Origin of the sequence: Klebsiella pasteurii, from assembly GCF_018139045.1 — a bacterium.
Taxonomy (GTDB): Bacteria; Pseudomonadota; Gammaproteobacteria; order Enterobacterales; family Enterobacteriaceae; genus Klebsiella; species Klebsiella grimontii.
In genome coordinates this window covers 4,103,656-4,128,185 of record NZ_CP073236.1, presented here as the reverse complement: position 1 = coordinate 4,128,185, position 24,530 = coordinate 4,103,656, and the positions used below count along the sequence as shown (strand labels likewise).

At 54.1% G+C, this 24,530-nt stretch carries 18 protein-coding genes, 4 tRNA genes, 3 rRNA genes and 1 riboswitch; of the genes, 5 read left to right on the top strand and 20 right to left on the bottom strand.

From position 1 onward, the window contains the following. Positions 1-49 precede the first annotated feature (49 nt). Genes pnuC through KCG39_RS19385 form a run of 3 tightly spaced genes read right to left on the bottom strand, consistent with a single transcriptional unit; the run spans position 50 to position 2,256 of the window. The gene (gene pnuC, locus KCG39_RS19395) at positions 50-778 is read right to left on the bottom strand and encodes a nicotinamide riboside transporter PnuC (protein ID WP_004127360.1); all 729 of its coding nucleotides are present in this window, start codon (positions 776-778) and stop codon (positions 50-52) included. Then, positions 778-1,527 carry a nucleoside phosphorylase gene (locus tag KCG39_RS19390; RefSeq protein ID WP_049112509.1) on the bottom strand — a complete coding sequence of 250 codons (750 nt, stop codon included), beginning with the start codon at positions 1,525-1,527 and terminating at the stop codon, positions 778-780. The genes pnuC and KCG39_RS19390 overlap by 1 nt, the downstream gene beginning before the upstream one ends. 24 nt (positions 1,528-1,551) lie before the next feature. Continuing rightward, entirely contained in the window at positions 1,552-2,256 is a 705-nt protein-coding gene (locus tag KCG39_RS19385) for a Crp/Fnr family transcriptional regulator (RefSeq protein WP_004127355.1), read from the bottom strand. A 194-nt stretch (positions 2,257-2,450) separates the two neighbouring features. Between KCG39_RS19385 and ppiC (KCG39_RS19380) the strand changes: the two genes are divergently transcribed. Beyond that, a complete protein-coding gene (ppiC, locus tag KCG39_RS19380; protein WP_004127352.1) occupies positions 2,451-2,732 on the top strand; it encodes a peptidylprolyl isomerase PpiC in 282 nt (93 codons plus the stop codon). Positions 2,733-2,784: 52 nt separating this feature from the next. Then, entirely contained in the window at positions 2,785-3,066 is a 282-nt protein-coding gene (gene ppiC / locus KCG39_RS19375; RefSeq protein ID WP_004127351.1) for a peptidylprolyl isomerase PpiC, read from the top strand. Positions 3,067-3,233: 167 nt separating this feature from the next. Here ppiC (KCG39_RS19375) and ilvC read toward each other — a convergent pair whose 3' ends face one another. Continuing rightward, positions 3,234-4,709, bottom strand: a complete 1,476-nt coding sequence (ilvC, locus tag KCG39_RS19370; protein ID WP_142467951.1) for a ketol-acid reductoisomerase — start codon at positions 4,707-4,709, stop codon at positions 3,234-3,236. Positions 4,710-4,871: 162 nt separating this feature from the next. Here ilvC and ilvY point away from each other — a divergent pair, with 162 nt between their 5' ends. After that, positions 4,872-5,762, top strand: a complete 891-nt coding sequence (gene ilvY / locus KCG39_RS19365; RefSeq protein ID WP_004127349.1) for an HTH-type transcriptional activator IlvY — start codon at positions 4,872-4,874, stop codon at positions 5,760-5,762. A 58-nt stretch (positions 5,763-5,820) separates the two neighbouring features. Here the strand turns inward: ilvY and ilvA are convergent, their stop codons facing one another. The 6 genes from ilvA to ilvL form a co-directional block, all read right to left on the bottom strand. Beyond that, positions 5,821-7,365, bottom strand: coding sequence for a threonine ammonia-lyase, biosynthetic (ilvA, locus tag KCG39_RS19360; RefSeq protein ID WP_087828788.1), 1,545 nt, complete (start codon positions 7,363-7,365; stop codon positions 5,821-5,823). 2 nt (positions 7,366-7,367) lie between these two features. Then, on the bottom strand, positions 7,368-9,218 hold the full coding sequence (ilvD, locus tag KCG39_RS19355) for a dihydroxy-acid dehydratase (RefSeq protein ID WP_004097475.1): 1,851 nt from the start codon (positions 9,216-9,218) through the stop codon (positions 7,368-7,370). A gap of 61 nt (positions 9,219-9,279) precedes the next feature. Further along, positions 9,280-10,209, bottom strand: a complete 930-nt coding sequence (locus tag KCG39_RS19350; RefSeq protein WP_004097473.1) for a branched-chain amino acid transaminase — start codon at positions 10,207-10,209, stop codon at positions 9,280-9,282. 16 nt (positions 10,210-10,225) lie between these two features. Further along, positions 10,226-10,483: an acetolactate synthase 2 small subunit gene (gene ilvM, locus KCG39_RS19345; protein WP_004107599.1), complete on the bottom strand. Its 258-nt coding sequence runs from the start codon at positions 10,481-10,483 to the stop codon at positions 10,226-10,228. Then, positions 10,480-12,126 carry an acetolactate synthase 2 catalytic subunit gene (gene ilvG / locus KCG39_RS19340; protein ID WP_049112513.1) on the bottom strand — a complete coding sequence of 549 codons (1,647 nt, stop codon included), beginning with the start codon at positions 12,124-12,126 and terminating at the stop codon, positions 10,480-10,482. Before ilvG ends, ilvM begins: the two co-directional genes overlap by 4 nt. 139 nt (positions 12,127-12,265) lie before the next feature. Further along, complete coding sequence (ilvL, locus tag KCG39_RS19335) at positions 12,266-12,364, bottom strand: ilv operon leader peptide (RefSeq protein WP_001311244.1); 99 nt, start codon at positions 12,362-12,364, stop codon at positions 12,266-12,268. Positions 12,365-12,714: 350 nt separating this feature from the next. On the opposite strand from ilvL, the gene KCG39_RS19330 reads away from it, so the two are divergent. Then, entirely contained in the window at positions 12,715-14,235 is a 1,521-nt protein-coding gene (locus tag KCG39_RS19330) for a YifB family Mg chelatase-like AAA ATPase (RefSeq protein WP_004127345.1), read from the top strand. Positions 14,236-14,258: 23 nt separating this feature from the next. Here the strand turns inward: KCG39_RS19330 and KCG39_RS19325 are convergent, their stop codons facing one another. Next, entirely contained in the window at positions 14,259-14,597 is a 339-nt protein-coding gene (locus KCG39_RS19325) for a MaoP family protein (RefSeq protein WP_004097464.1), read from the bottom strand. A gap of 118 nt (positions 14,598-14,715) precedes the next feature. On the opposite strand from KCG39_RS19325, the gene hdfR reads away from it, so the two are divergent. Further along, positions 14,716-15,537: an HTH-type transcriptional regulator HdfR gene (gene hdfR / locus KCG39_RS19320; protein ID WP_004127343.1), complete on the top strand. Its 822-nt coding sequence runs from the start codon at positions 14,716-14,718 to the stop codon at positions 15,535-15,537. Between the two features lie 81 nt (positions 15,538-15,618). Here the strand turns inward: hdfR and KCG39_RS19315 are convergent. From KCG39_RS19315 to btuB, 9 genes are all read right to left on the bottom strand, one after another. Beyond that, positions 15,619-15,694, bottom strand: a tRNA-Trp gene (locus KCG39_RS19315). A gap of 53 nt (positions 15,695-15,747) precedes the next feature. Then, positions 15,748-15,824: transfer RNA gene (locus KCG39_RS19310), tRNA-Asp, on the bottom strand. 55 nt (positions 15,825-15,879) lie between these two features. Further along, positions 15,880-15,995: ribosomal RNA gene (rrf, locus tag KCG39_RS19305) — 5S ribosomal RNA — on the bottom strand. A gap of 201 nt (positions 15,996-16,196) precedes the next feature. Beyond that, positions 16,197-19,102, bottom strand: a 23S ribosomal RNA gene (locus KCG39_RS19300). A gap of 178 nt (positions 19,103-19,280) precedes the next feature. Then, positions 19,281-19,356: transfer RNA gene (locus KCG39_RS19295), tRNA-Ala, on the bottom strand. 108 nt (positions 19,357-19,464) lie between these two features. Next, positions 19,465-19,541 (bottom strand) — tRNA-Ile (locus KCG39_RS19290). Between the two features lie 72 nt (positions 19,542-19,613). Continuing rightward, positions 19,614-21,153 (bottom strand): 16S ribosomal RNA (locus KCG39_RS19285). The 16S, 23S and 5S rRNA genes sit together here with 4 tRNA genes alongside, the layout of an rRNA operon. A gap of 379 nt (positions 21,154-21,532) precedes the next feature. Continuing rightward, positions 21,533-22,387 (bottom strand): glutamate racemase, encoded by an 855-nt coding sequence (murI, locus tag KCG39_RS19280; RefSeq protein ID WP_087828809.1) that lies wholly within the window; start codon positions 22,385-22,387, stop codon positions 21,533-21,535. Continuing rightward, positions 22,332-24,200, bottom strand: coding sequence for a TonB-dependent vitamin B12 receptor BtuB (gene btuB, locus KCG39_RS19275; protein ID WP_032742227.1), 1,869 nt, complete (start codon positions 24,198-24,200; stop codon positions 22,332-22,334). The genes murI and btuB overlap by 56 nt, the downstream gene beginning before the upstream one ends. Before the next feature lie 65 nt (positions 24,201-24,265). Beyond that, positions 24,266-24,447: riboswitch (cobalamin riboswitch) on the bottom strand. Between the last annotated feature and the right edge of the window lie 83 nt (positions 24,448-24,530).

Here is a 24,530-nt window from a genome sequence, read left to right as displayed (position 1 = left end):
GCGGTGAGAGCAACAGGCTGCCCATTCAGGCAGCCTGGCAATAGGTCAATCAGGATGCGGCGGCAGCAAGCGGCGTATAGCCGTTGCGCTGCGCGCTCTTGATCCAGCTGTACGAGCCCATCACCGCGATCGCCGTCAGCAGGACATATTCAAGCGACATGGCGTAAACGCCCTGTACCGCATAGATAACCACGCTAATCACGTCGATAACCACCCACAGCAGCCAGTTTTCGACGAACTTACGCGTCATCAGCACCATGGCCGCAATCGACAACACCAGCATGGTGGAATCCCAGAACGGGAAGGCGTCGGGCTGGAGGTCGGGCATCGCGACCTGCATACCGAACGTTTGCAGTAGGGCAATCATGATACGGGTGAGCGTCGCGAACACCGGGTCAATAAATAGCGTCATCAGCACAATCGCCACCGCGCAGATGCCGCCCAGCGCCAGCGTTTGCTGACGGGAAAGCCAACGTACCTTGAGCGCGGCCTCCTGCGCCTCGTTTTGCCGGCTCCACGCGTACCAGCCGTAAATATTGGCAGCGAAGAAAAACACCTGCAGCAGCAGGCTGGCATAGAGCTGGATCTGGAAAAAAATGGCCGCAAACAGCGTGACGTTGATCAGGCCAAACAGATAATTGATGATTTTTTCCCGGCTGGCGCACCAGATACACAACAGGCCGAACACGGTACCGATAGCTTCAATCCACGATAGCGCATAGCCGCCTTCGCCGAGGGGAATGTTGACCATCACATTGTTGATGCTAAAAAAGTCCATCACAAACCTCCTTGCTGGCTAGCGGAATAAATGGCGCGTAGCGCCAGGGTAATTTGCCGTTCTTCGCCCTGCTGGCACAGCGTTTCCTGCTGGACATAATCATTGATGCTGCTATCCAGACAACCGTTATGGGCAACAACCACATTGAGTAATGAAGCCGTACGTAACCCGCGCAGCGCGCCGATAGTCATCAGGGCGGCACTCTCCATATCCGCCCCCAGAATGCCGCGCGCCGACCACTGCGCATCCAGTTCCGCCTCACGATCGGTATAGAAACTGTCATGGCTGCGCACCAGACCGCACGCGACCGGGATGTTCATCTGCCGCGCCTGCGCCACCAGTTCCCAGGTCAGCTGCGGGTCGGCGCAGGCCGGATAGCCCGCTGGCGCATAGGTTCGGCTGGTACCGTCATCCATCACCGCGGCGTGAGCGATAATCACATCGCCGAGCGCAAGATTATCCTGCAGTGCCCCGCAGCTGCCGATACGAATCAGAGTGGTTACGCCGATCTGGCGCAGCTCTTCAATGGCAATCGCCGTAGATGGCCCGCCGATGCCGGTAGAGAGCACTAAAATCTCGACGCCCTGATACCAGCCGCGCGCGGCGCGAAACTCCCGGTTCTGACCGAGTGGCTGTGGATTATCAAGAAAATTGGCGATGCGGTCGACCCGCTGCGGGTCGCCCGGCAGCAGCGCGTACCGCGCGCCGGTCATCTCTTTGCTTAACTGGATATGGGGTTGCAGCGACATTCTCCCGCCTCCTTACTCTTGCGGTTATCCGATATCAGCCTCCTGCTTCAGTTTTTCAGGAGCTAACAACACAATGCGTTCACCATCGGTATCAATAATCTGTAGCGCTTTCAGGTCATGCAAAATACGGTTAATACTGCGGGTCGTCGCCGCGAATTCCTGGCTGAGATTCTGCTTATCCAGCAAGATTTCATCGGCACCATCCTGTTGATAACGCAGCCATAACGCCTGACACACCCGCTGATGCAGCGAGTAAAGATTGTCGCTGCTGGCCTTCTTCGACAGCTGGTAATACTGCTGGCTAAAGAAGCGCAGCATCCGCTGGTTAAAATGGTTATCTAACGCCAGCCAGCGGCAGAAATGTTCCTGCGACAGGCTCAGAAGCTGCACATGACCCACCGCCACCACCGAGCAGATGTAATGACGCGATTCAAAGATCTCGAGCTCGCCCAGCATGTCGCCTTTACGGTAGCGGGCCTGACGGTAGCGGCGCCCGTCCTCAGCCTCATAGAAAACGTCCACCTCACCGGCGATAATCAGCGAAAACCGCTGACACACTTCACCCTGTCGGCAGATAAAATCACCGCGCGGGATCTCTTCGAAACGCCAGCGCCGCATGATCTCCAGAGGACAATATTTCAGTAATTCATAGAGCAGCGGATCGCTCACAATCTCGCTCAGCCCGGAAAGCCAGCCGACTGAAAATTCAGGTTTTTTCATTGTGTCCATGTTATCTCGCTCCACGACGTTAAGGACAGGACGGCTGTCCCTGGCAGGGGGGAATACGCCGGATAAAAGTGTTGCTCATCTCCCGCTTCCATCTATCAGGCGAGACATCTGTCCCGCGATGGCGAAGAGTATATGTCCGCGACCAAAGCGGGTGGTAAAGTAACGGGATATCTTTGAGACGTGAGAACAAAATAATGGCAAAGAGCGCAGCAGCCCTGCACATCCTGGTTAAAGAAGAGAAGCTGGCGCAAGAGATCCTCGCCAAACTGGAACGTGGCGTGAGCTTCGATCATCTGGCAAAACGCTATTCAAAGTGCCCCTCCGGGCGCAACGGCGGCGATCTCGGGGAGTTTAATCAAGGAGTCATGGTCGGGCCGTTCGATAAGGCAGTCTTTAGCTGCCCGCTGCTCAAACCTTACGGGCCGGTCAAAACCAAGTTTGGCTACCACATCATTAAGGTGCTGTATCGCCGCTAGCCCATGCTACTATTGCGCCCTGATTCATCCCCTATTCAATCAAGGTACGATCATGGCAAAAACGGCAGCAGCACTGCATATCCTGGTTAAAGAAGAGCAGCTGGCACTGGATCTTCTGGAGCAAATTAAAAACGGCGCCGATTTCGGTAAACTGGCGAAGAAGCACTCGATCTGCCCGTCAGGCAAACGCGGCGGCGACTTAGGTGAATTCCGCCAGGGCCAGATGGTGCCGGCGTTTGATAAAGTTGTCTTCTCCTGCCCGGAGCTGGAGCCCACCGGCCCGCTGCACACCCAATTCGGTTATCACATCATCAAAGTGCTGTACCGCAAATAAAAAAACCGGTGTCTTATTGCACCGGTTTTTTATCTCACAGCTTTCCCCTAAGGATTTCAGCTTGCAGGAAGGCGGCAAGTGAGTACAACCCCAGGAGCATAGATAACTATGTGACTGGGGTGTACCAACGCAGCCAACGCATCTGCAAGTTGAAAGACGACGGGGAATTAGCCCGCTACCGCAATACGCTTCATATCGGTCATGTAACCGCGCAGTTTCTTACCAACCTGCTCGATAGCGTGGCTGCGAATGGCTTCGTTCACGTCGCGCAGCTGAGCGTTGTCTACCGCGCCTTCGGCAATCGCTTTACCCAGGTCGCCGGTCTGCAGGGGGGTCATGAACTCTTTCAGCAGCGGTACGCAGGCGTAAGAGAACAGGTAGTTACCGTATTCAGCGGTATCGGAGATAACCACGTTCATTTCGTACAGACGCTTACGAGCGATGGTGTTGGCAATCAGCGGCAGCTCGTGCAGTGATTCGTAGTAAGCAGACTCTTCGATGATGCCGGAATCCACCATGGTTTCAAACGCCAGCTCAACGCCCGCTTTCACCATTGCGATCATCAGAACGCCTTTATCGAAGTACTCCTGCTCGCCGATTTTACCTTCAAACTGCGGTGCGGTCTCGAACGCGGTCTTACCGGTTTCTTCACGCCAGGTCAGCAGTTTCTTATCGTCGTTGGCCCAGTCAGCCATCATGCCTGAGGAGAATTCACCGGAGATGATGTCATCCATATGTTTCTGGAACAACGGCGCCATGATCGTTTTCAGCTGTTCGGACAGCGCATAAGCACGCAGCTTAGCCGGGTTAGACAGGCGATCCATCATCAGGGTGATACCACCCTGTTTCAGCGCTTCGGTGATGGTTTCCCAGCCGAACTGAATCAGTTTTTCGGCGTATGCCGGGTCGGTACCCTCTTCCACCAGCTTATCGAAGCACAGCAGAGAACCGGCCTGCAGCATACCGCAGAGGATGGTCTGCTCGCCCATCAGATCGGATTTCACTTCGGCAACGAAGGAAGATTCCAGAACGCCCGCACGGTGACCGCCGGTCGCCGCAGCCCAGGCTTTAGCAATCGCCATGCCTTCGCCTTTCGGATCGTTTTCCGGGTGAACCGCGATCAAGGTCGGTACGCCGAAGCCGCGCTTGTACTCTTCACGCACTTCGGTACCCGGGCACTTCGGCGCCACCATCACGACAGTGATATCTTTACGGATCTGCTCGCCAACTTCCACGATGTTGAAACCATGTGAGTAGCCCAGCGCCGCGCCATCTTTCATCAACGGCTGAACGGAACGTACAACGTCAGAGTGCTGTTTGTCCGGAGTCAGGTTAACCACCAGATCGGCCTGCGGGATCAGCTCTTCGTAGGTCCCTACTTTGAAGCCGTTTTCGGTCGCTTTACGCCATGACGCGCGCTTTTCGGCAATCGCTTCTTTACGCAGGGCGTAGGAAATATCCAGACCGGAGTCACGCATGTTCAGACCCTGGTTCAGGCCCTGAGCGCCACAGCCGACGATGACCACTTTTTTACCCTGAAGGTAGCTTGCGCCATCGGCGAATTCGTCGCGACCCATAAAGCGACATTTGCCCAGCTGCGCCAGCTGCTGGCGCAGGTTCAGTGTATTAAAGTAGTTAGCCATGGTGATACCTCGTGATGTTGTGCGTCTTATTGTTCGGTTCGCTTGCCGTGTCTGTGCAAGAGAGAATGAACTTACTATATGACAGGAAATTTATTGCGGAAATTGATATATTCACAACGTCACGTTGCAATTTCTGCAATGTAAAATCGTGGAGTGCCGCCGGTGGATTTACGCGATCTAAAAACCTTCCTGCATCTGGCGGAAAGCCGCCATTTTGGCCGCAGCGCGCGGGCGATGCACGTCAGCCCCTCCACGCTTTCCCGGCAGATTCAGCGCCTGGAAGAAGACCTTGGGCAGCCGCTGTTTGTCCGCGATAACCGCACGGTAACGCTTACCGAAGCAGGAGAAGAACTCCGCACCTTTGCCCAGCAAACGCTGTTGCAGTACCAGCAGCTGCGCCACGCGATCGATCAGCAAGGTCCGTCGCTGTCGGGCGAACTGCATATCTTCTGTTCGGTGACCGCCGCCTACAGTCATCTTCCGCCGATTCTCGATCGTTTCCGCGCCGAACATCCCTCGGTGGAAATAAAACTCACCACCGGCGATGCCGCCGATGCGATGGAGAAAGTAGTCACGGGTGAGGCCGATCTGGCGATTGCCGGGAAACCCGAGACGCTGCCTGGCGCAGTGGTGTTTTCCATGCTGGAGAATTTGGCGGTAGTGCTGATCGCCCCGGCGCTGCCTTGTCCGGTTCGCAATCAGGTCTCGGTGGAGAAACCCGACTGGGCAACGGTACCCTTCATTATGGCCGATCAGGGGCCCGTGCGCCGCCGCATTGAGCTATGGTTTCGCCGCCATAAAATCAGTAATCCGTCGATTTACGCTACGGTGGGCGGACATGAAGCCATGGTTTCTATGGTGGCGCTGGGCTGCGGCGTCGCGCTGCTGCCGGAAGTGGTGTTGGAAAATAGCCCGGAGCCCGTTCGCAATCGCGTCATGATTCTGGAGCGTAGCGACGAGAAAACCCCTTTTGAACTGGGCGTCTGCGCGCCAAAAAAGCGGCTGCATGAGCCGCTGATTAATGCATTCTGGAATTTGCTGCCTGGTCACTAGTGCCGGATGCCTGAACCGGCCTACAACCCGATCGTAGGCCAGATAAGCGCTGCGCAGCTTAACCTGCGAGGAAGAACCTGAACGCTGGATTATTGCTCTCGTCGTGGCAATCGTAGCCCAGCTCATGCAAGCGGGTTTCGAAATCAGGCTCATGATCGCCCAGTTCGAATGCCGCCAGCACGCGGCCATAATCGGTACCGTGGCTGCGATAATGGAACAGAGAGATGTTCCAGTGGGTGCCCAGGGTATGCAGGAACTTCAGCAGGGCGCCGGGCGATTCCGGAAACTCGAAGCTGAACAAACGCTCCTGCAGCGGCTGCGACGGACGCCCGCCGACCATATAGCGCACGTGCAGCTTGGCCATTTCATCGTCGGAGAGATCCACTACGCTGTAGCCCCCCTCGTGCAGCAGGTTGAGGATCTCTTTCCGCTCTTCCAGTCCCCGGCTCAGGCGCACGCCGACAAAAATGCAGGCATTTTTCGCATCCGCGAAGCGGTAGTTGAACTCCGTCACCGAACGACCGCCCAGCAGCTGGCAGAACTTGAGGAAGCTGCCCTTCTCTTCCGGAATGGTGACCGCCAGTAGCGCTTCGCGCTGTTCCCCAAGCTCGCAGCGTTCGGAAACGTAGCGCAGGCCGTGGAAGTTGACGTTCGCGCCGGAAAGCACGTGAGCCAGGCGTTCGCCGCGAATATTATGCTGAGCGATATATTTTTTCATCCCCGCCAGCGCCAGCGCCCCGGAAGGTTCTGCTACCGCACGCACATCTTCAAACAGGTCTTTCATCGCCGCGCAGATGGCATCGCTATCGACAGTAACGATGTCGTCGAGATACTCCTGACACAGACGGAAAGTCTCATCGCCGATACGTTTAACCGCTACGCCTTCGGCAAAGAGCCCAACGCGGGGTAAATCAACCGGATGACCCGCATCCAGCGCGGCTTTCAAACAGGCAGAATCCTCGGCCTCAACCGCAATGACTTTGATCTGCGGCATCAGCTGTTTGATCAGCACCGCCACGCCCGCCGCGAGACCGCCGCCGCCGACCGGGACAAACACGCGATCGATATGGGCATCCTGCTGCAGCAGCTCCAGCGCCAGCGTCCCCTGCCCGGCAATCACCATCGGATGGTCGAAAGGCGGAACCCAGGTGAACCCCTGCTGCTGCGCCAGATCGATGGCTTTGGCTTTGGCTTCATCGAAATTTGCGCCGTGCAGCAGCACTTCACCGCCGAAGCCGCGCACCGCATCAACTTTGATATCCGCAGTGGCGGTTGGCATGACGATGAGCGCCTTCACGCCCAGGCGAGATGCCGAGAAAGCCACGCCCTGCGCATGATTACCCGCCGAAGCGGTAATCACGCCATGCGATTTTTGTTCTTCCGTCAGACCCGCCATCATCGCGTACGCCCCGCGCAGCTTAAAGCTGTGCACCGGCTGACGGTCTTCACGCTTCACCAGCACAACGTTATCGAGGCGCGACGAGAGCTTTTCCATTTTTTGCAGCGGCGTGATCTGCGCGGCTTCGTATACCGGCGCGCGCAGTACCGCTCTGAGGTATTCCGCCCCCTCAGGGGCGGCGGACAGGGGTTGCGACTCGGCCATCATTAACCCCCAAGTTTCGATTTATCGCGCACCGCGCCTTTATCGGCGCTGGTTGCCAGACTGGCATAGGCGCGAAGGGCAAAGGAAACCTGACGCTCGCGATCTTTCGGCGTCCATGCTTTATCACCGCGGGCTTCCTGAGCTTCGCGTCGCGCCGCAATCTCGGCATCGCTCAGCTGCAGCTGAATACCGCGGTTCGGGATATCGATAGCAATCATGTCGCCATCTTCAATGATCGCGATATTGCCACCGCTGGCTGCTTCCGGAGAAACGTGGCCAATAGAGAGACCCGAGGTACCGCCGGAGAAGCGTCCATCGGTAATCAGCGCACAGGCTTTACCCAGGCCCATTGATTTCAGGAAGGTCGTCGGGTAGAGCATCTCCTGCATCCCCGGCCCACCTTTCGGCCCTTCATAGCGGATGACGACTACGTCACCGGCGACCACCTTGCCGCCGAGGATCGCATCCACAGCCGCGTCCTGGCTTTCGTATACCTTCGCCGGGCCGGTAAATTTGAGGATGCTGTCGTCAACGCCGGCGGTTTTCACGATGCATCCGTTCTCGGCAAAGTTGCCGTACAGAACCGCCAGACCGCCATCCTTGCTGTAAGCATGTTCCAGCGAGCGGATACAGCCTTCTGCGCGATCGTCATCCAGGGTGTCCCAACGGCAGTTCTGAGAGAAAGCCTGCGTTGTGCGGATACCCGCAGGGCCAGCGCGGAACATCTTCTTAACCGCTTCATCCTGCGTGACGGTGATATCATACTGCTCCAGCGTCTGCGGCAGGGACAAACCAAGCACGTTTTTCACATCGCGGTTCAGCAGCCCGGCACGATCCAGTTCACCTAAAATACCCAACACGCCGCCCGCGCGATGCACGTCTTCCATATGATATTTCTGCGTACTTGGCGCGACCTTACACAGCTGCGGCACTTTGCGGGAAAGTTTATCGATATCGCTCATGGTGAAGTCGATTTCCGCTTCCTGCGCCGCCGCCAGCAGATGCAGTACGGTATTGGTGGAACCGCCCATGGCGATATCCAGCGTCATGGCGTTTTCAAACGCCGCCTTATTGGCGATATTACGCGGCAGCGCAGAGGCATCGTCCTGCTCGTAATAGCGTTTAGTCAGCTCAACGATACGTGAGCCCGCATTGAGGAACAGCTGTTTACGATCGGCGTGAGTCGCCAGCAGCGAGCCGTTGCCCGGCTGCGACAGGCCCAGCGCTTCGGTCAGGCAGTTCATGGAGTTCGCGGTGAACATTCCCGAACAAGAGCCGCACGTCGGACAGGCGGAACGCTCAACCTGATTACTCTGATCGTCGGAGACTTTCGGGTCAGCGCCCTGAATCATCGCGTCAACGAGGTCGAGTTTAATGATTTGATCGGACAGTTTGGTTTTCCCGGCTTCCATCGGGCCGCCGGAAACAAAAATGACCGGAATATTCAGGCGCAGAGACGCCATTAACATCCCCGGGGTGATTTTGTCGCAGTTAGAGATACAGACCATCGCATCAGCACAGTGGGCGTTAACCATGTACTCTACCGAGTCGGCGATCAGTTCGCGGGATGGCAGTGAATAAAGCATACCCCCGTGGCCCATCGCGATCCCATCATCAACCGCAATAGTGTTGAATTCTTTGGCGACGCCGCCAGCGGCTTCGATTTGCTCAGCAACCAGCTTACCGAGATCGCGCAGGTGAACGTGACCCGGCACGAACTGGGTGAAAGAGTTCACCACGGCGATAATCGGCTTACCGAAATCATCGTCGGTCATTCCAGTGGCGCGCCACAGCGCGCGGGCACCCGCCATATTACGGCCGTGAGTGGTTGTGGCGGAACGGTACTTAGGCATGCTTTAGTTACTCCCAGTTTCGGTGAAATGGGGCGTTGCGTGTCGCCCCATTTTTTTATGCTTATTGATTAACCTGATCCAACCAGCCCCATTTATCCTCGGTTTCACCGGTGAAGAGGCCAAAGAATGCTTGCTGAATGCGCTTGGTGATCGGGCCGCAGCGGCCTTCGCCCACCTGAATACCATCAACGCTGCGTACCGGCGTGATCTCCGCGGCAGTACCGGACATAAAGACTTCGTCGGCCAGGTACAGGGACTCGCGGGACAATACCTGCTCGCGGACTTCCAGGCCCAGGTCTTTCGCCAGCTTGATGATAGCGTCGCGGGTGATGCCCGGCAGCGCGGAAGAGGTGAACGGCGGAGTAAACAACACGCCATCTTTGACTTCAAACAGATTTTCACCGGCGCCTTCAGAGATATAGCCGTTCACGTCCAGCGCGATACCTTCCTGATAGCCATGGCGACGCGCTTCGCTGCCGACCAGCAGAGAAGAGAGGTAGTTACCGCCCGCTTTAGCTGCGGTTGGGATCGTGTTTGGCGCCGCGCGATTCCAGGAAGAAACCATCGCATCGATCCCCTGATCCAGCGCTTCGGCACCCAGGTAGGCGCCCCACGGGAACGCCGCGATGATCACGTCAGTGTTATAGCCCGGAGGCGGGTTGACGCCCATGCCCACATCGCCGACAAAGACTAACGGACGGATATAGGCGCTGGTCAGGCTGTTTTTACGAATAACTTCGCGGCAGGCTTCCATCAGTTCATCAACGCTCTGAGAAACCGGGAAGCGATAGATTTTGGCTGAGTCATGCAGACGCTGCATATGTTCGCGGTGACGAAACACCACCGGTCCCTTGTGAGAATCGTAGCAACGAATGCCTTCAAATACGGAAGTCCCGTAGTGCAGCGCATGGGACATTACGTGAACCTTCGCCTCGCCCCACGGAACCATCTCACCATTGAACCAAATGTAGTCAGCTTTTTTCGTCGTCATTATTCTTCCTTTGCGCTCAGGCGCGAATTTGTTGTGATGTTGGTTGCTGGATCTCGACGCAGGCGACGTCCACCAGTTTGCTTAATTGACTAAACAGTAATTCGACGGGCCGCTGGCTGGCAACGGTCAGTTCAATATTAATATTCCGGGCATCGGCGGCGGTTTCCATATTCATCGCGCAAATCTGGAACCCGCGATGGCGCACGACGCGCAGCACGCGTTCTAACGTTTCAGGGTTAAAGCGAGCCTGCAAGGCGACCTGATGTTGCATCATGATAATTTCTCCAGCATTTCTGCATTACTGGCACCGGGCGGCACCAACGGCCAGACGTTCTCAAGTTCATCGATTGAGACATGAAGCAGGTAAGGCCCCTGGCTCGAAAGCATGGTGTCGAGTGCCGCTTCAACCTGGTCTTTACGGGTGATGTGTTGACCAGGGATGCCGAAGGCGCTGGCCAGAGTAAGAAAATCGGGGTTATCGGTAAGAGTGGTTTCGCTATAACGTTCCTGAAAAAACAGCTGCTGCCATTGTCGAACCATTCCTAAACGCTGGTTGTCCAGTAAGACGATCTTCAGCGGCAGCTGCTTGCGTTTTACGGTGCCCAGCTCCTGCACGTTCATCATGAAGGAACCGTCACCGGAGATACAGATAACCGTATCATCGGGGCGGGCCACCTGCGCGCCTACCGCTGCGGGCAAGCCGAAACCCATAGTGCCTAATCCACTGGAAGTGATGAAATTCTCCGGGCGCGTATAGGTCATATGCTGCGCTGACCACATCTGATGCTGGCCCACATCGGTTGTCACGACGCAGTCTGCGGGTTTGCGATCGGAAAGCTGCTTCAGCAGCAGCGGGGCATAGATAGCGTCTCCCGGATGGTCATAGCGCCAGGCATGCTCGGCGCGCAGCTGCGCATTACGTTGGCGCCAGGCGTCAATAGACAGCGGCTGCTGCAGTGCGGGCAGCATTACGTTCAAATCGCCGATCAGGCCGATATGCGCCTGACGGAGCTTGTTCAGTTCAGCCGGATCGATATCCATATGGATAACTTTGGCGTGCGGGGCAAACGTATTCAGCTTACCGGTGACGCGATCGTCAAAGCGAGCGCCTACCGCGATCAGCAGGTCACATTCCTGTACCGCCAGGTTGGCCGCCTTGGTGCCGTGCATCCCCAGCATCCCCAGATAATAAGGATAATCCGCCGCAACAACCCCCAGCCCTTTCAGGGTGGCGGTCGCTGGCATTTGCGTGACGGCAAGAAATTCGCGCAGCGCCGGTACCGCCTGCGCCATCCCCACGCCGCCGCCTACGTATAACATCGGCTTCTGCGACTGAATCAGCATCTGCAAAGCGTATTCGATATCCGCATATGGAAAATCAACGTCGTCGGCTACCATGGAAAAATGCGGATCGAGATCGCCTTGAGCCAGCTGGATGTCTTTTGGGATATCGACCAACACGGGACCGGGACGCCCGGAGTTTGCTACGTGGAAAGCTTCGGCAATGATGCGCGGCAGTTCTTCCAGCGACTGCACCAGGAAACTGTGCTTGGTGCATGCCAGCGATAAACCGAGGACATCAACTTCCTGGAATGCGTCGGTGCCAATGAACGGGGCAGCAACCTGGCCAGTGATAGCAACAACGGGAACGGAATCAAGCAGTGCGTCGGCGAGGCCGGTGATCAGGTTGGTTGCGCCAGGCCCCGAAGTGGCAATACACACGCCGGTTTTGCCGGTAGCCCTGGCATAGCCGATAGCCGCCATAGCCGCGCCCTGTTCATGCCGGCAAAGTAAGTGTTCCACGCCGCCGTCATACAATGCATCGTAAACCGGCATAATTGCTCCACCCGGATAGCCAAAAACGGTATCGACTCCCTGTGCTCGCAAAGCATGTACTACCCACCGCGCCCCATTCATAGTTACTTCCCCGTCGTAGATCGAGAGAAACAGAATTTTATGCTACCAGCCATCGTCTGCTCCTCTTTTCTGTTTTTAAGTTATAAAAAAACCCCCGGACCTTTCGGTGCGGGGGTCTTAGTTCGTTAAGGCTTGTTTTTTAAGCCTTTCCTCGTCCAAGTGCAGCCCCGCACGGTGGGATAATAATCACCACCACGCTAATCACGACCAGGCTAATCACTCGTAGAAGGGCTGTCATTTTATGTTCTTTCTGGCTTCATGTTCGAAGGAATACCTAAAGAGGTACCACAGACTTCGCGTTAAACACAAGATTTTTTTATGACGTCATTTCTTACCTTGCTAACCATTTACGAAAAAACAATTGTTTTTAATGGAAAAAACATGAAATGAAAATATTTCAATTTGTGGCTTACTCCACAGCACTTTCTCATCTTGTTGCCTGATGACAGCATTTTACGAGGCAGTATCCAACACCAGTGCAAAGCGGAAATTGCCGGGAAATTGGCAGGGAGCAAGCATGCAGAATTTAATATTGTCGAATTACTCAACAACAAATCCCCGACATAATCCCGGTTCTCAGGAGGTTTTATGTCACTCGCCATTGTTTACACCCGCGCCGCTCTCGGGATCGGCGCCCCGCTTATCACCGTTGAAGTTCATATCAGCAACGGGCTCCCAGGCCTGACAATGGTAGGACTGCCTGAAACAACGGTTAGAGAAGCGCGTGACCGGGTACGTAGTGCGATTATCAACAGCGGCTACGCTTATCCGGCGAAAAAAATCACTATTAATCTGGCCCCGGCCGATCTGCCAAAAGAAGGTGGAAGATATGATTTACCTATCGCTCTCGCGCTTCTGGTGGCCTCTGAGCAGCTTAAAGCTCCCAGGATAAATCAATATGAGTTTGTCGGCGAGCTGGCGCTTACAGGCGCTCTGCGTGGCGTTCCTGGTGCTATATCCAGCGCCATGGAGGCCATAAAAGCGGGGCGGAAGATTGTTATCTCTAATGAGAATTCTCCAGAGGTTGGGTTAATCGGCGGCAGTGACTGTCTTATCGCCACCGATCTCCAGGAAGTCTGCGCTTTTCTCGAAGGTCAACATACCCTGGCTAACCCCCTTCCCGAAGGGGAATATTCGGATGAAACATCGGTTGATTTGCGTGATGTTATTGGCCAGCGGCAGGGGAAACGAGCGCTGGAAATCATTGCAGCAGGTGGTCACAACCTGCTGATGATAGGCCCGCCCGGCACAGGAAAAACGATGCTCGCCAGTCGATTACCGGGACTAATGCCGCCGCTGAGTAACCAGGAAGCGCTAGAAAGCGCAGCAATACTTAGCCTGGTCGATTCCAGGCATGCCATGAAAAATTGGCGCCGCAGGCCCTTTCGCGCCCCGCATCATAGCGCCTCCCTCGCGGCCATGGTCGGCGGAGGCTCAATTCCGGCACCGGGAGAGATCTCCCTTGCCCATAACGGCGTCCTGTTCCTGGATGAGTTGCCTGAATTCGAACGCAGGGTTCTGGATGCGTTACGCGAACCCATTGAGTCAGGGGTTATCCATATCTCGCGCACCCGCGCCAAAATCGATTATCCAGCCCGTTTCCAGCTTATTGCAGCGATGAATCCCAGCCCGACAGGGCACTATCAGGGCCAGCATAATCGCGCTTCACCGGAACAGACGCTACGCTACCTTGGTCGTTTATCCGGCCCGTTTCTTGACCGGTTCGATCTCTCCCTGGAGATCCCACTTCCCCCGCCGGGGGTGCTCAGCCAGGGAACAAACGAAGAGGAAAGTAGCGCCTGCGTACGCCAACGTGTTCTGGCCGCACGCGAAAGGCAGCTATCGCGGCAGAAAAAACTTAATGCGCATCTGGGAAATGATGAGATGAAAATCTGCTGCCAGCTTCATCAAGATGACGCTATCTGGCTGGAGCAGACGCTAACGCAGCTTGGACTTTCAATCCGTGCCTGGCAGCGCCTGCTTAAAGTTTCCCGGACTATTGCCGATATTGAAGCCGTCGAACGCATCGAACGTCATCATCTGCAGGAGGCTCTTGGCTATCGGGCAATAGACAGAATGTTGGGCCATCTACAAAAAATGATGGCGTAAAAAAAGGGCTTACGCCCTTTTTCTTAATCATCGCTTTCTGTGTAATCTTCCGTACCTTCCACCTGCGGCTTGCCGCCGGACAAAGTATGGAAACGCTTCGGACGCTTAATCCGCGCCATGTACTTAATCCAGACGCGTTCTGCTTCCGTCGCGGGCTCACGTTCACCGCGACATACCGAAACAAACTGTTTTTCATCGTCGGTGACAGGCTCGCGTTTACCTAGTTCGAGTTCATTAAAGGCATAACCATGACGTTCCAGCAGTTGCGCCTCTTTGATGGTGAAATCTCCATGACGGGAAAACCCGCGCGGATAATTTTTATTGTCGAAAAAACGATTAGTTGTCGTAAAGCTTTCCGCCATCCTACACGCTCCTGATTCTTTGGCCGAGCTAATTATGGCGCGGAGTATTAGTTACGCTTGACAGAGCGTCAAACAAAACATTTAAATCATCACGACAAATAATTTTGCGGAGAAGAGTGTGGATACGGAATTGCTCAAGACTTTCCTTGAGGTGAGCAGAACTCGCCACTTTGGCCGAGCCGCAGAGGCGCTTTATCTGACGCAGTCAGCAGTTAGCTTTCGTATTCGTCAACTGGAGAACCAGCTGGGGGTAAATCTTTTTACCCGCCATCGTAATAATATCCGTCTGACCTCAGCCGGAGAGAAACTGCTGCCCTACGCCGAAACGCTGATGAATACCTGGCAAGCTGCGCGCAAGGAGGTCGCGAATGCTTCCCGACATAATGAATTTTCGATCGGTGCCAGCGCTTCTCTGTGGGAATGTCTGCTTAACGGATGGCTGGGCAAGCTCTATACGGAGCCCTATAACCTCCAGTTTGAGGCGCGGATTGCGCAGCGCCAATCGCTGGTCAAACAGCTGCACGAACGTCAACTTGATCTCTTGATCACGACAGAATCGCCGAAGATGGATGAATTAAGCAGCCAGTTATTGGGTAATTTTACCCTAGCGCTTTATTGTGCCTCTCCGGCTAAATACACAAATGAATTGAATTATTTACGCCTGGAGTGGGGGCCCGATTTCCAACAAAACGAAGCTGGATTGATCGGAAATGATGATATTCCTCTGCTGACCACCAGTTCTGCCGAATTAGCTTACCAACAACTCAGCGCCCTTAAAGGATGTACATGGTTGCCTGTACTCTGGGCTCAGGGGAAAAATAATCTGCACACGGTGACCGACAGTGCGACGCTCTCAAGGCCTCTCTATGCAATTTGGCTACAAAACAGCGATAAACAGGCGCAGATTCGGGAGATCCTGAAGCACAATATATTGGAATAGACGCACTCCTCCAGGGATGGAGGACGATCGGCGGGAAATTTAAAGCAAAAAAAATCCTTTGCCTGAGCAAAGGATTATATATGGCAGGGGCGGAGAGACTCGAACTCGCGACACCCGGTTTTGGAGACCGGTGCTCTACCAACTGAGCTACGCCCCTAAAGTTTCTTATCATTAAGCCTGCTTAATCAGCAGGCTTAATTTTTTAATAAGTGGCGGAACGGACGGGACTCGAACCCGCGACCCCCTGCGTGACAGGCAGGTATTCTAACCGACTGAACTACCGCTCCACCGAATACTTCTGTAACCACCGGATTAATACACCGGCTTACTACTTAATTTGATGCCTGGCAGTTCCCTACTCTCACATGGGGAGACCCCACACTACCATCGGCGCTACGGCGTTTCACTTCTGAGTTCGGCATGGGGTCAGGTGGGACCACCGCGCTATCGCCGCCAGGCAAATTCTTTGTGCTCAGTACGCAATTCTTTATCGCATCTGCCGCGTTGCCCGCGCTCGTAAAGTCAGTCACATACCTCAGTATGCTCCTTCCTTTCCTTCGCTTGTCGCCTTGCTGCTGCGCAAATTATTGCGTACTCAACTCTGAATCAATGCTGAAATTGTTGTCTTCTCAAATCCGCCAAAACATCTTCGGCGTTGTAAGGTTAAGCCTCACGGTTCATTAGTACCGGTTAGCTCAACGCATCGCTGCGCTTACACACCCGGCCTATCAACGTCGTCGTCTTCAACGTTCCTTCAGGACTCTCAAGGAGTCAGGGAGAACTCATCTCGGGGCAAGTTTCGTACTTAGATGCTTTCAGCACTTATCTCTTCCGCATTTAGCTACCGGGCAATGCCATTGGCATGACAACCCGAACACCAGTGATGCGTCCACTCCGGTCCTCTCGTACTAGGAGCAGCCCCCCTCAATTCTCCAGCGCCCACGGCAGATAGGGACCGAACTGTCTCACGACGTTCTAAACCCAGCTCGCGTACCACTTTAAATGGCGAACAGCCATACCCTTGGGACCTACTTCAGCCCCAGGATGTGATGAGCCGACATCGAGGTGCCAAACACCGCCGTCGATATGAACTCTTGGGCGGTATCAGCCTGTTATCCCCGGAGTACCTTTTATCCGTTGAGCGATGGCCCTTCCATTCAGAACCACCGGATCACTATGACCTGCTTTCGCACCTGCTCGCGCCGTCACGCTCGCAGTCAAGCCAGCTTATGCCATTGCACTAACCTCCTGATGTCCGACCAGGATTAGCTGACCTTCGTGCTCCTCCGTTACTCTTTAGGAGGAGACCGCCCCAGTCAAACTACCCACCAGACACTGTCCGCAACCCGGATTACGGGCCCACGTTAGAACACCAGCCATTAAAGGGTGGTATTTCAAGGATGGCTCCATGCAGACTGGCGTCCACACTTCAAAGCCTCCCACCTATCCTACACATCAAGGACCAGTGTTCAGTGTCAAGCTATAGTAAAGGTTCACGGGGTCTTTCCGTCTTGCCGCGGGTACACTGCATCTTCACAGCGAGTTCAATTTCACTGAGTCTCGGGTGGAGACAGCCTGGCCATCATTACGCCATTCGTGCAGGTCGGAACTTACCCGACAAGGAATTTCGCTACCTTAGGACCGTTATAGTTACGGCCGCCGTTTACCGGGGCTTCGATCAAGAGCTTCTCCTTACGGATAACCCCATCAATTAACCTTCCGGCACCGGGCAGGCGTCACACCGTATACGTCCACTTTCGTGTTTGCACAGTGCTGTGTTTTTAATAAACAGTTGCAGCCAGCTGGTATCTTCGACTGATTTCAGCTCCATGGGTAAACCACTTCACCTACATATCAGCGTGCCTTCTCCCGAAGTTACGGCACCATTTTGCCTAGTTCCTTCACCCGAGTTCTCTCAAGCGCCTTGGTATTCTCTACCTGACCACCTGTGTCGGTTTGGGGTACGATTTGATGTTACCTGATGCTTAGAGGCTTTCCTGGAAGCAGGGCATTTGTCACTTCAGCACCGTAGTGCCTCGTCATCACACCTCAGCGTTAATAACGTTCCGGATTTACCTGGAACATCCGCCTACATGCTTAAACCGGGACAACCGTCGCCCGGCCAACATAGCCTTCTCCGTCCCCCCTTCGCAGTAACACCAAGTACAGGAATATTAACCTGTTTCCCATCGACTACGCCTTTCGGCCTCGCCTTAGGGGTCGACTCACCCTGCCCCGATTAACGTTGGACAGGAACCCTTGGTCTTCCGGCGTGCGGGTTTTTCACCCGCATTATCGTTACTTATGTCAGCATTCGCACTTCTGATACCTCCAGCAACCCTCACAGGCCACCTTCAACGGCTTACAGAACGCTCCCCTACCCAACAACACATAGTGTCGCTGCCGCAGCTTCGGTGCATGGTTTAGCCCCGTTACATCTTCCGCGCAGGCCGACTCGACCAGTGAGCTATTACGCTTTCTTTAAATGATGGCTGCTTCTAAGCCAACATCCTGGCTGTCTGGGCCTTCCCACATCGTTTCCCACTTAACCATGACTTTGGGACCTTAGCTGGCGGTCTGGGTTGTTTCCCTCTTCACGACGGACGTTAGCACCCGCCGTGTGTCTCCCGTGATAACATTCTTCGGTATTCGTAGTTTGCATCGGGTTGGTAAGTCGGGATGACCCCCTAGCCGAAACAGTGCTCTACCCCCGAAGATGAATTCACGAGGCGCTACCTAAATAGCTTTCGGGGAGAACCAGCTATCTCCCGGTTTGATTGGCCTTTCACCCCCAGCCACAAGTCATCCGCTAATTTTTCAACATTAGTCGGTTCGGTCCTCCAGTTAGTGTTACCCAACCTTCAACCTGCCCATGGCTAGATCACCGGGTTTCGGGTCTATACCCTGCAACTTAACGCCCAGTTAAGACTCGGTTTCCCTGCGGCTCCCCTATACGGTTAACCTTGCTACAGAATATAAGTCGCTGACCCATTATACAAAAGGTACGCAGTCACCCAACAAGTGGGCTCCTACTGCTTGTACGTACACGGTTTCAGGTTCTTTTTCACTCCCCTCGCCGGGGTTCTTTTCGCCTTTCCCTCACGGTACTGGTTCACTATCGGTCAGTCAGGAGTATTTAGCCTTGGAGGATGGTCCCCCCATATTCAGACAGGATACCACGTGTCCCGCCCTACTCTTCGAGTTCACAGCCTGTGCGTTTTAGTGTACGGGAGTATCACCCTGTACCCTGCGACTTTCCAGACGCTTCCACTAACACACAAGCTGATTCAGACTCCGGGCTGCTCCCCGTTCGCTCGCCGCTACTGGGGGAATCTCGGTTGATTTCTTTTCCTCGGGGTACTTAGATGTTTCAGTTCCCCCGGTTCGCCTCGTTTGACTATGTATTCATCAAACGATAGTGCAACGAATTGCACTGGGTTTCCCCATTCGGACATCGCCGGCTGTAACGGTTCATATCACCTTACCGACGCTTTTCGCAGATTAGCACGTCCTTCATCGCCTCTGACTGCCAGGGCATCCACCGTGTACGCTTAGTCGCTTAACCTCACAACCCGAAGATGTTTCGTAAAACATCGTCGTGTCGCGAAAATTTGAGAGACTCGAACACACATTAACTGTGTGTCTTTTCAATTTTCAGCTTGATCCAGATTTTTAAAGAGCAAAACTTCGCAGTGAACCTTTTCAGGTACACTCTGAAGTTTTCTTGTGGTGTGCAGTAAAGATGGTGGAGCTATGCGGGATCGAACCGCAGACCTCCTGCGTGCAAAGCAGGCGCTCTCCCAGCTGAGCTATAGCCCCATCGTAGTTAAATCTCATCAACCTTAATTTCTGTTGAGGCAAGGCGGGGTGACACGAAGCATACTTAAAGTATGTGAGTGTCGCCGCAACGCAGCATCAGCAGAAATTTGGTAGGCCTGAGTGGACTTGAACCACCGACCTCACCCTTATCAGGGGTGCGCTCTAACCACCTGAGCTACAAGCCTGCAGAGATTTTCTTACTGCTTATTTTTCATCAGACAATCTGTGTGGACACTACAAAGGCAGGTTCTTTAAGGTAAGGAGGTGATCCAACCGCAGGTTCCCCTACGGTTACCTTGTTACGACTTCACCCCAGTCATGAATCACAAAGTGGTAAGCGCCCTCCCGAAGGTTAAGCTACCTACTTCTTTTGCAACCCACTCCCATGGTGTGACGGGCGGTGTGTACAAGGCCCGGGAACGTATTCACCGTGGCATTCTGATCCACGATTACTAGCGATTCCGACTTCATGGAGTCGAGTTGCAGACTCCAATCCGGACTACGACATACTTTATGAGGTCCGCTTGCTCTCGCGAGGTCGCTTCTCTTTGTATATGCCATTGTAGCACGTGTGTAGCCCTACTCGTAAGGGCCATGATGACTTGACGTCATCCCCACCTTCCTCCAGTTTATCACTGGCAGTCTCCTTTGAGTTCCCGGCCGGACCGCTGGCAACAAAGGATAAGGGTTGCGCTCGTTGCGGGACTTAACCCAACATTTCACAACACGAGCTGACGACAGCCATGCAGCACCTGTCTCAGAGTTCCCGAAGGCACCAAAGCATCTCTGCTAAGTTCTCTGGATGTCAAGAGTAGGTAAGGTTCTTCGCGTTGCATCGAATTAAACCACATGCTCCACCGCTTGTGCGGGCCCCCGTCAATTCATTTGAGTTTTAACCTTGCGGCCGTACTCCCCAGGCGGTCGACTTAACGCGTTAGCTCCGGAAGCCACTCCTCAAGGGAACAACCTCCAAGTCGACATCGTTTACAGCGTGGACTACCAGGGTATCTAATCCTGTTTGCTCCCCACGCTTTCGCACCTGAGCGTCAGTCTTTGTCCAGGGGGCCGCCTTCGCCACCGGTATTCCTCCAGATCTCTACGCATTTCACCGCTACACCTGGAATTCTACCCCCCTCTACAAGACTCCAGCCTGCCAGTTTCGAATGCAGTTCCCAGGTTGAGCCCGGGGATTTCACATCCGACTTGACAGACCGCCTGCGTGCGCTTTACGCCCAGTAATTCCGATTAACGCTTGCACCCTCCGTATTACCGCGGCTGCTGGCACGGAGTTAGCCGGTGCTTCTTCTGCGGGTAACGTCAATCGACAAGGTTATTAACCTTATCGCCTTCCTCCCCGCTGAAAGTACTTTACAACCCGAAGGCCTTCTTCATACACGCGGCATGGCTGCATCAGGCTTGCGCCCATTGTGCAATATTCCCCACTGCTGCCTCCCGTAGGAGTCTGGACCGTGTCTCAGTTCCAGTGTGGCTGGTCATCCTCTCAGACCAGCTAGGGATCGTCGCCTAGGTGAGCCGTTACCCCACCTACTAGCTAATCCCATCTGGGCACATCTGATGGCAAGAGGCCCGAAGGTCCCCCTCTTTGGTCTTGCGACGTTATGCGGTATTAGCTACCGTTTCCAGTAGTTATCCCCCTCCATCAGGCAGTTTCCCAGACATTACTCACCCGTCCGCCACTCGTCACCCGAGAGCAAGCTCTCTGTGCTACCGTTCGACTTGCATGTGTTAGGCCTGCCGCCAGCGTTCAATCTGAGCCATGATCAAACTCTTCAATTTAAGTTTGATGCTCGTAGAATTAAACTTCGTAATGAATTACGTGTTCACTCTTTGAGACTTGGTATTCATTTTTCGTCTTGCGACGTTAAGAATCCATGTCACTTTGAGTGCCCACACAGATTGTCTGATAAATTGTTAAAGAGCAGTGCAACGCGGCTTTCGCTCACCGTTGCGAGGTCCCGTATAATACGTTTTCCTCATTCAGAGTCAAGCGTTTAATTTTGCTTTTCTCTGCCGGCATTCATCGCTGAATCCCGCTGACCCGGCGGCTTGCGCGCCGTTGTTCCGTGTCAGTGGAGGCGCATTATAGGGAGTTCTGAGACGTTGACAAGCCCTGTTTTCAAAAAATCTTTCAACCGTCTCTTTTTTGTGCAAAACGCTATGAAAGCGGTAATTTTTCCAGCGATTCGAAGCCATAGCGCCGCAAAACGCTCAAAAGCTGCTCAGTTTCAGGCGTCAACGCCATACAGTACGCAATATTGGCATCACTCGATTTAGCGTCAGGCGCTTCGTGCTCTAATAGCCAGGCTGTGCGACGCGCAATTGCCGCCCCGGAGTCGATCATTCTCGTCCCTTCCGGCAGAACCTGCTGCAGCTCTTCTTGTATTAGAGGGAAATGCGTACACCCCAGCACAACCGTATCAGGCGGTTCCTGCATTCTCAGCCAGGGACGCAGGATACGTCGCAGTTCATCCAGCGGGACCGGTTCACCGTGGAGCTTAGCCTCCGCCAGCTCCACCAGCTCTGCCGACCCCAGCATTTCAATTTTGCATTCATTCGCAAAGCGGGAGATCAGTTCGCGCGTATAAGGACGTTTTACCGTTCCGCGCGTTGCCAGCAGGCCAACAACGCCATTCGCCGTTAAGCGTGCCGCGGGTTTTATCGCCGGAACGACGCCGACAACCGGAAAGGCGAATTTATCGCGTAATGCGGGGAGGGAAACGGTACTTGCGGTGTTACAGGCAATAACGGCCAGCGCCAGCGGATAGCGCTGCTGAACCGCAGTCACAATCTCCAGAACGCGTTCAACAATAAACGCTTCGCTCTTCTCGCCGTAGGGGAAAGCAACGTTGTCGAAAGCGTAAATATAATGCAGATCCGGCAGAAGCTGCCGAATCTCGTTGTAAACCGACAGCCCACCGACGCCGGAATCAAACACCAGCACGGTGGGACGTGATTTAGAAGGTGTAGCTGCCAGACAAGTAGTATTCTCGTCCTGCAGTTTGGTAGCCATAAGCTGTCTCGTAATCTTTATCGAACAGGTTAGCTATTTTACCACGAACTGTCAGGCGATCGGTGATCGGATACGATGCAGAAACGTCTACAGTGCTGTAGCTCGGCAAAATCCTTTGCGTATTGTTGTACTGGGAGGTGTTGTTATCGTAGCGCTTCCCATAATACTGCCAGGACACATCCATATCGACATCAAACACGGACCAGTCTAGCTGATACTTTGCCTGTCGTTTAGAACGTCGGGCCAGCACTTCACCGTTATCATCGTTACGCGGATCGACATACTGCAACGTTACGCGATGGCTGAAAATACCGGTATCGACACTTCCCGTCCACTCCACGCCTTTAATCGTCGCGGCATTAATATTGTCGTACTCCCCTTCATAGGTGACAGGATCGGAGTAATAGGTAATCAGGTTAGTAATCTTGTAATGGTATGCGGACAAGCGCCAGTCCACGGGACCTGTGAGCCCTTCCAGCCCCGCTTCCCACTGCTTCGACTCTTCAGGCTTCAGGTTGGGATTCGCGTTGATACCAAATCGGGTCGAACCAAACTGTTGTCCTAAAGAAGGTGCAAGGAAGCCGGTACCGTAGCCGAGGGTCAAGCGATAGTTTTCAACAAACTCCCAGCCTGCGGTCGTCTGCCAAGTACCATGCCAGCCAAACTGCTCATCGTGGTCTTCACGCCCGGAAGCTTCGAGGGTCACATCGCCAAACTGCTGCTGGCCCGTCAGATACAGTCCCGTATTGTCACGTTTATAGGTATCCGACATCGTCGTGTCTGATGACGTTAATCGCTGCTGCTGCCAGTCCACCCCTGCGCTGACAGAACCATGACCCACAATAACGTTATTACCCCACTGCAGGTTACGCTGCGTCATCCTGTCGAGCGTCGTACCATCGTTGTAACGGCCATAGATACTGCTGTAGTTGTAGTCCTTTACCTTCTGGTAGCTGGCGATAAGCTGAGAGGAGTAGATACCGGAATTAAAGTTCAGCCCCGCATCCCAGCTTTGGTTGTAGAGCTGGTTTTCATCGGCGCTGTAGGCCGGGCTATACGGCGGGCTTCCAAGATCGTAATCAGAGTTATTGGTATAGCTGTGTCCGCGGAAGAAACCGTCAAAATTCTCGTTAAATGTATGCTCGAGGCTGCCCCAAAATGTTTTATTACGAAAACCGTCGCGATCGCCGTCGTGCTCCCAGGTTGAACCAGGCTGAACGTTGAAGCCTTTATTACCCTCATAGGAGCCCGCAACCGTCGCCACCGTATCGCCAAAGCGATGGCGCAGGGTACCGTCATATTGTTGGTAACCTTTAGAACCTACCCCAGCGGTAATTTTGGATTGTTCTTTATCAGAGTGCGTAATGACGTTAATCACCCCGCCCATAGCCCCGGATCCATAAATCGCCGAACGCGGGCCGCGGATATATTCGACGCGCTGTACCAGCGATAAAGGGATCTGATTCAAATCAGGGTTATTTGTAATTCCCGGTCGGGCCATGGGAACGCCGTCAACCAGCACCAGCACCTGTTTGGCTTCAGTACCACGGATAAACAGAGAGGAGGATTGCCCCATGCCACCATTTTGCGCGACATCCACGCCAGGCAATCGGCGCATCACATCGTTCAAATCTTTCGCCTGCCAGCGCTCGATATCTTCCCGGGTAACCACATCGGTCGGCGCAAGGACCGTATTGACCGGCTGTTGAAAACGGTTTGCTGTGACCACTAACGTATCTGAATTGCTGTCCTGCGCCCAGCCGGAAAATGCCGTGACGGAGAGCGCCGTCATCAGCGAAGCTTTTTTAATCATTTTAAAGCATCCGTAATAAATAAAGGATGCCGCCGGCTCTATCAGTAGCACGCGATGATAGAAACCAAATGCGACGTATTCCGGCAGGTCTTCGGGCTTGGAGTGTTTGATGGATGAGGACTTCCCGCTAAATAACCGCAGTGTCTGCATAATGCGCTCATCCCACTTTTCCTTACCGCTGCGCGTCAGCTCCAGATTTACACTGGATTCCCTATTAACTCATAGGACCGGTAGCACGATGCTATAATCAGAAACATATAGATGTCCAGACTTCTACCGTTATATTTCCTTATATTATCAGGGCTGGACATCCCCGGCGCTTTCCCTACA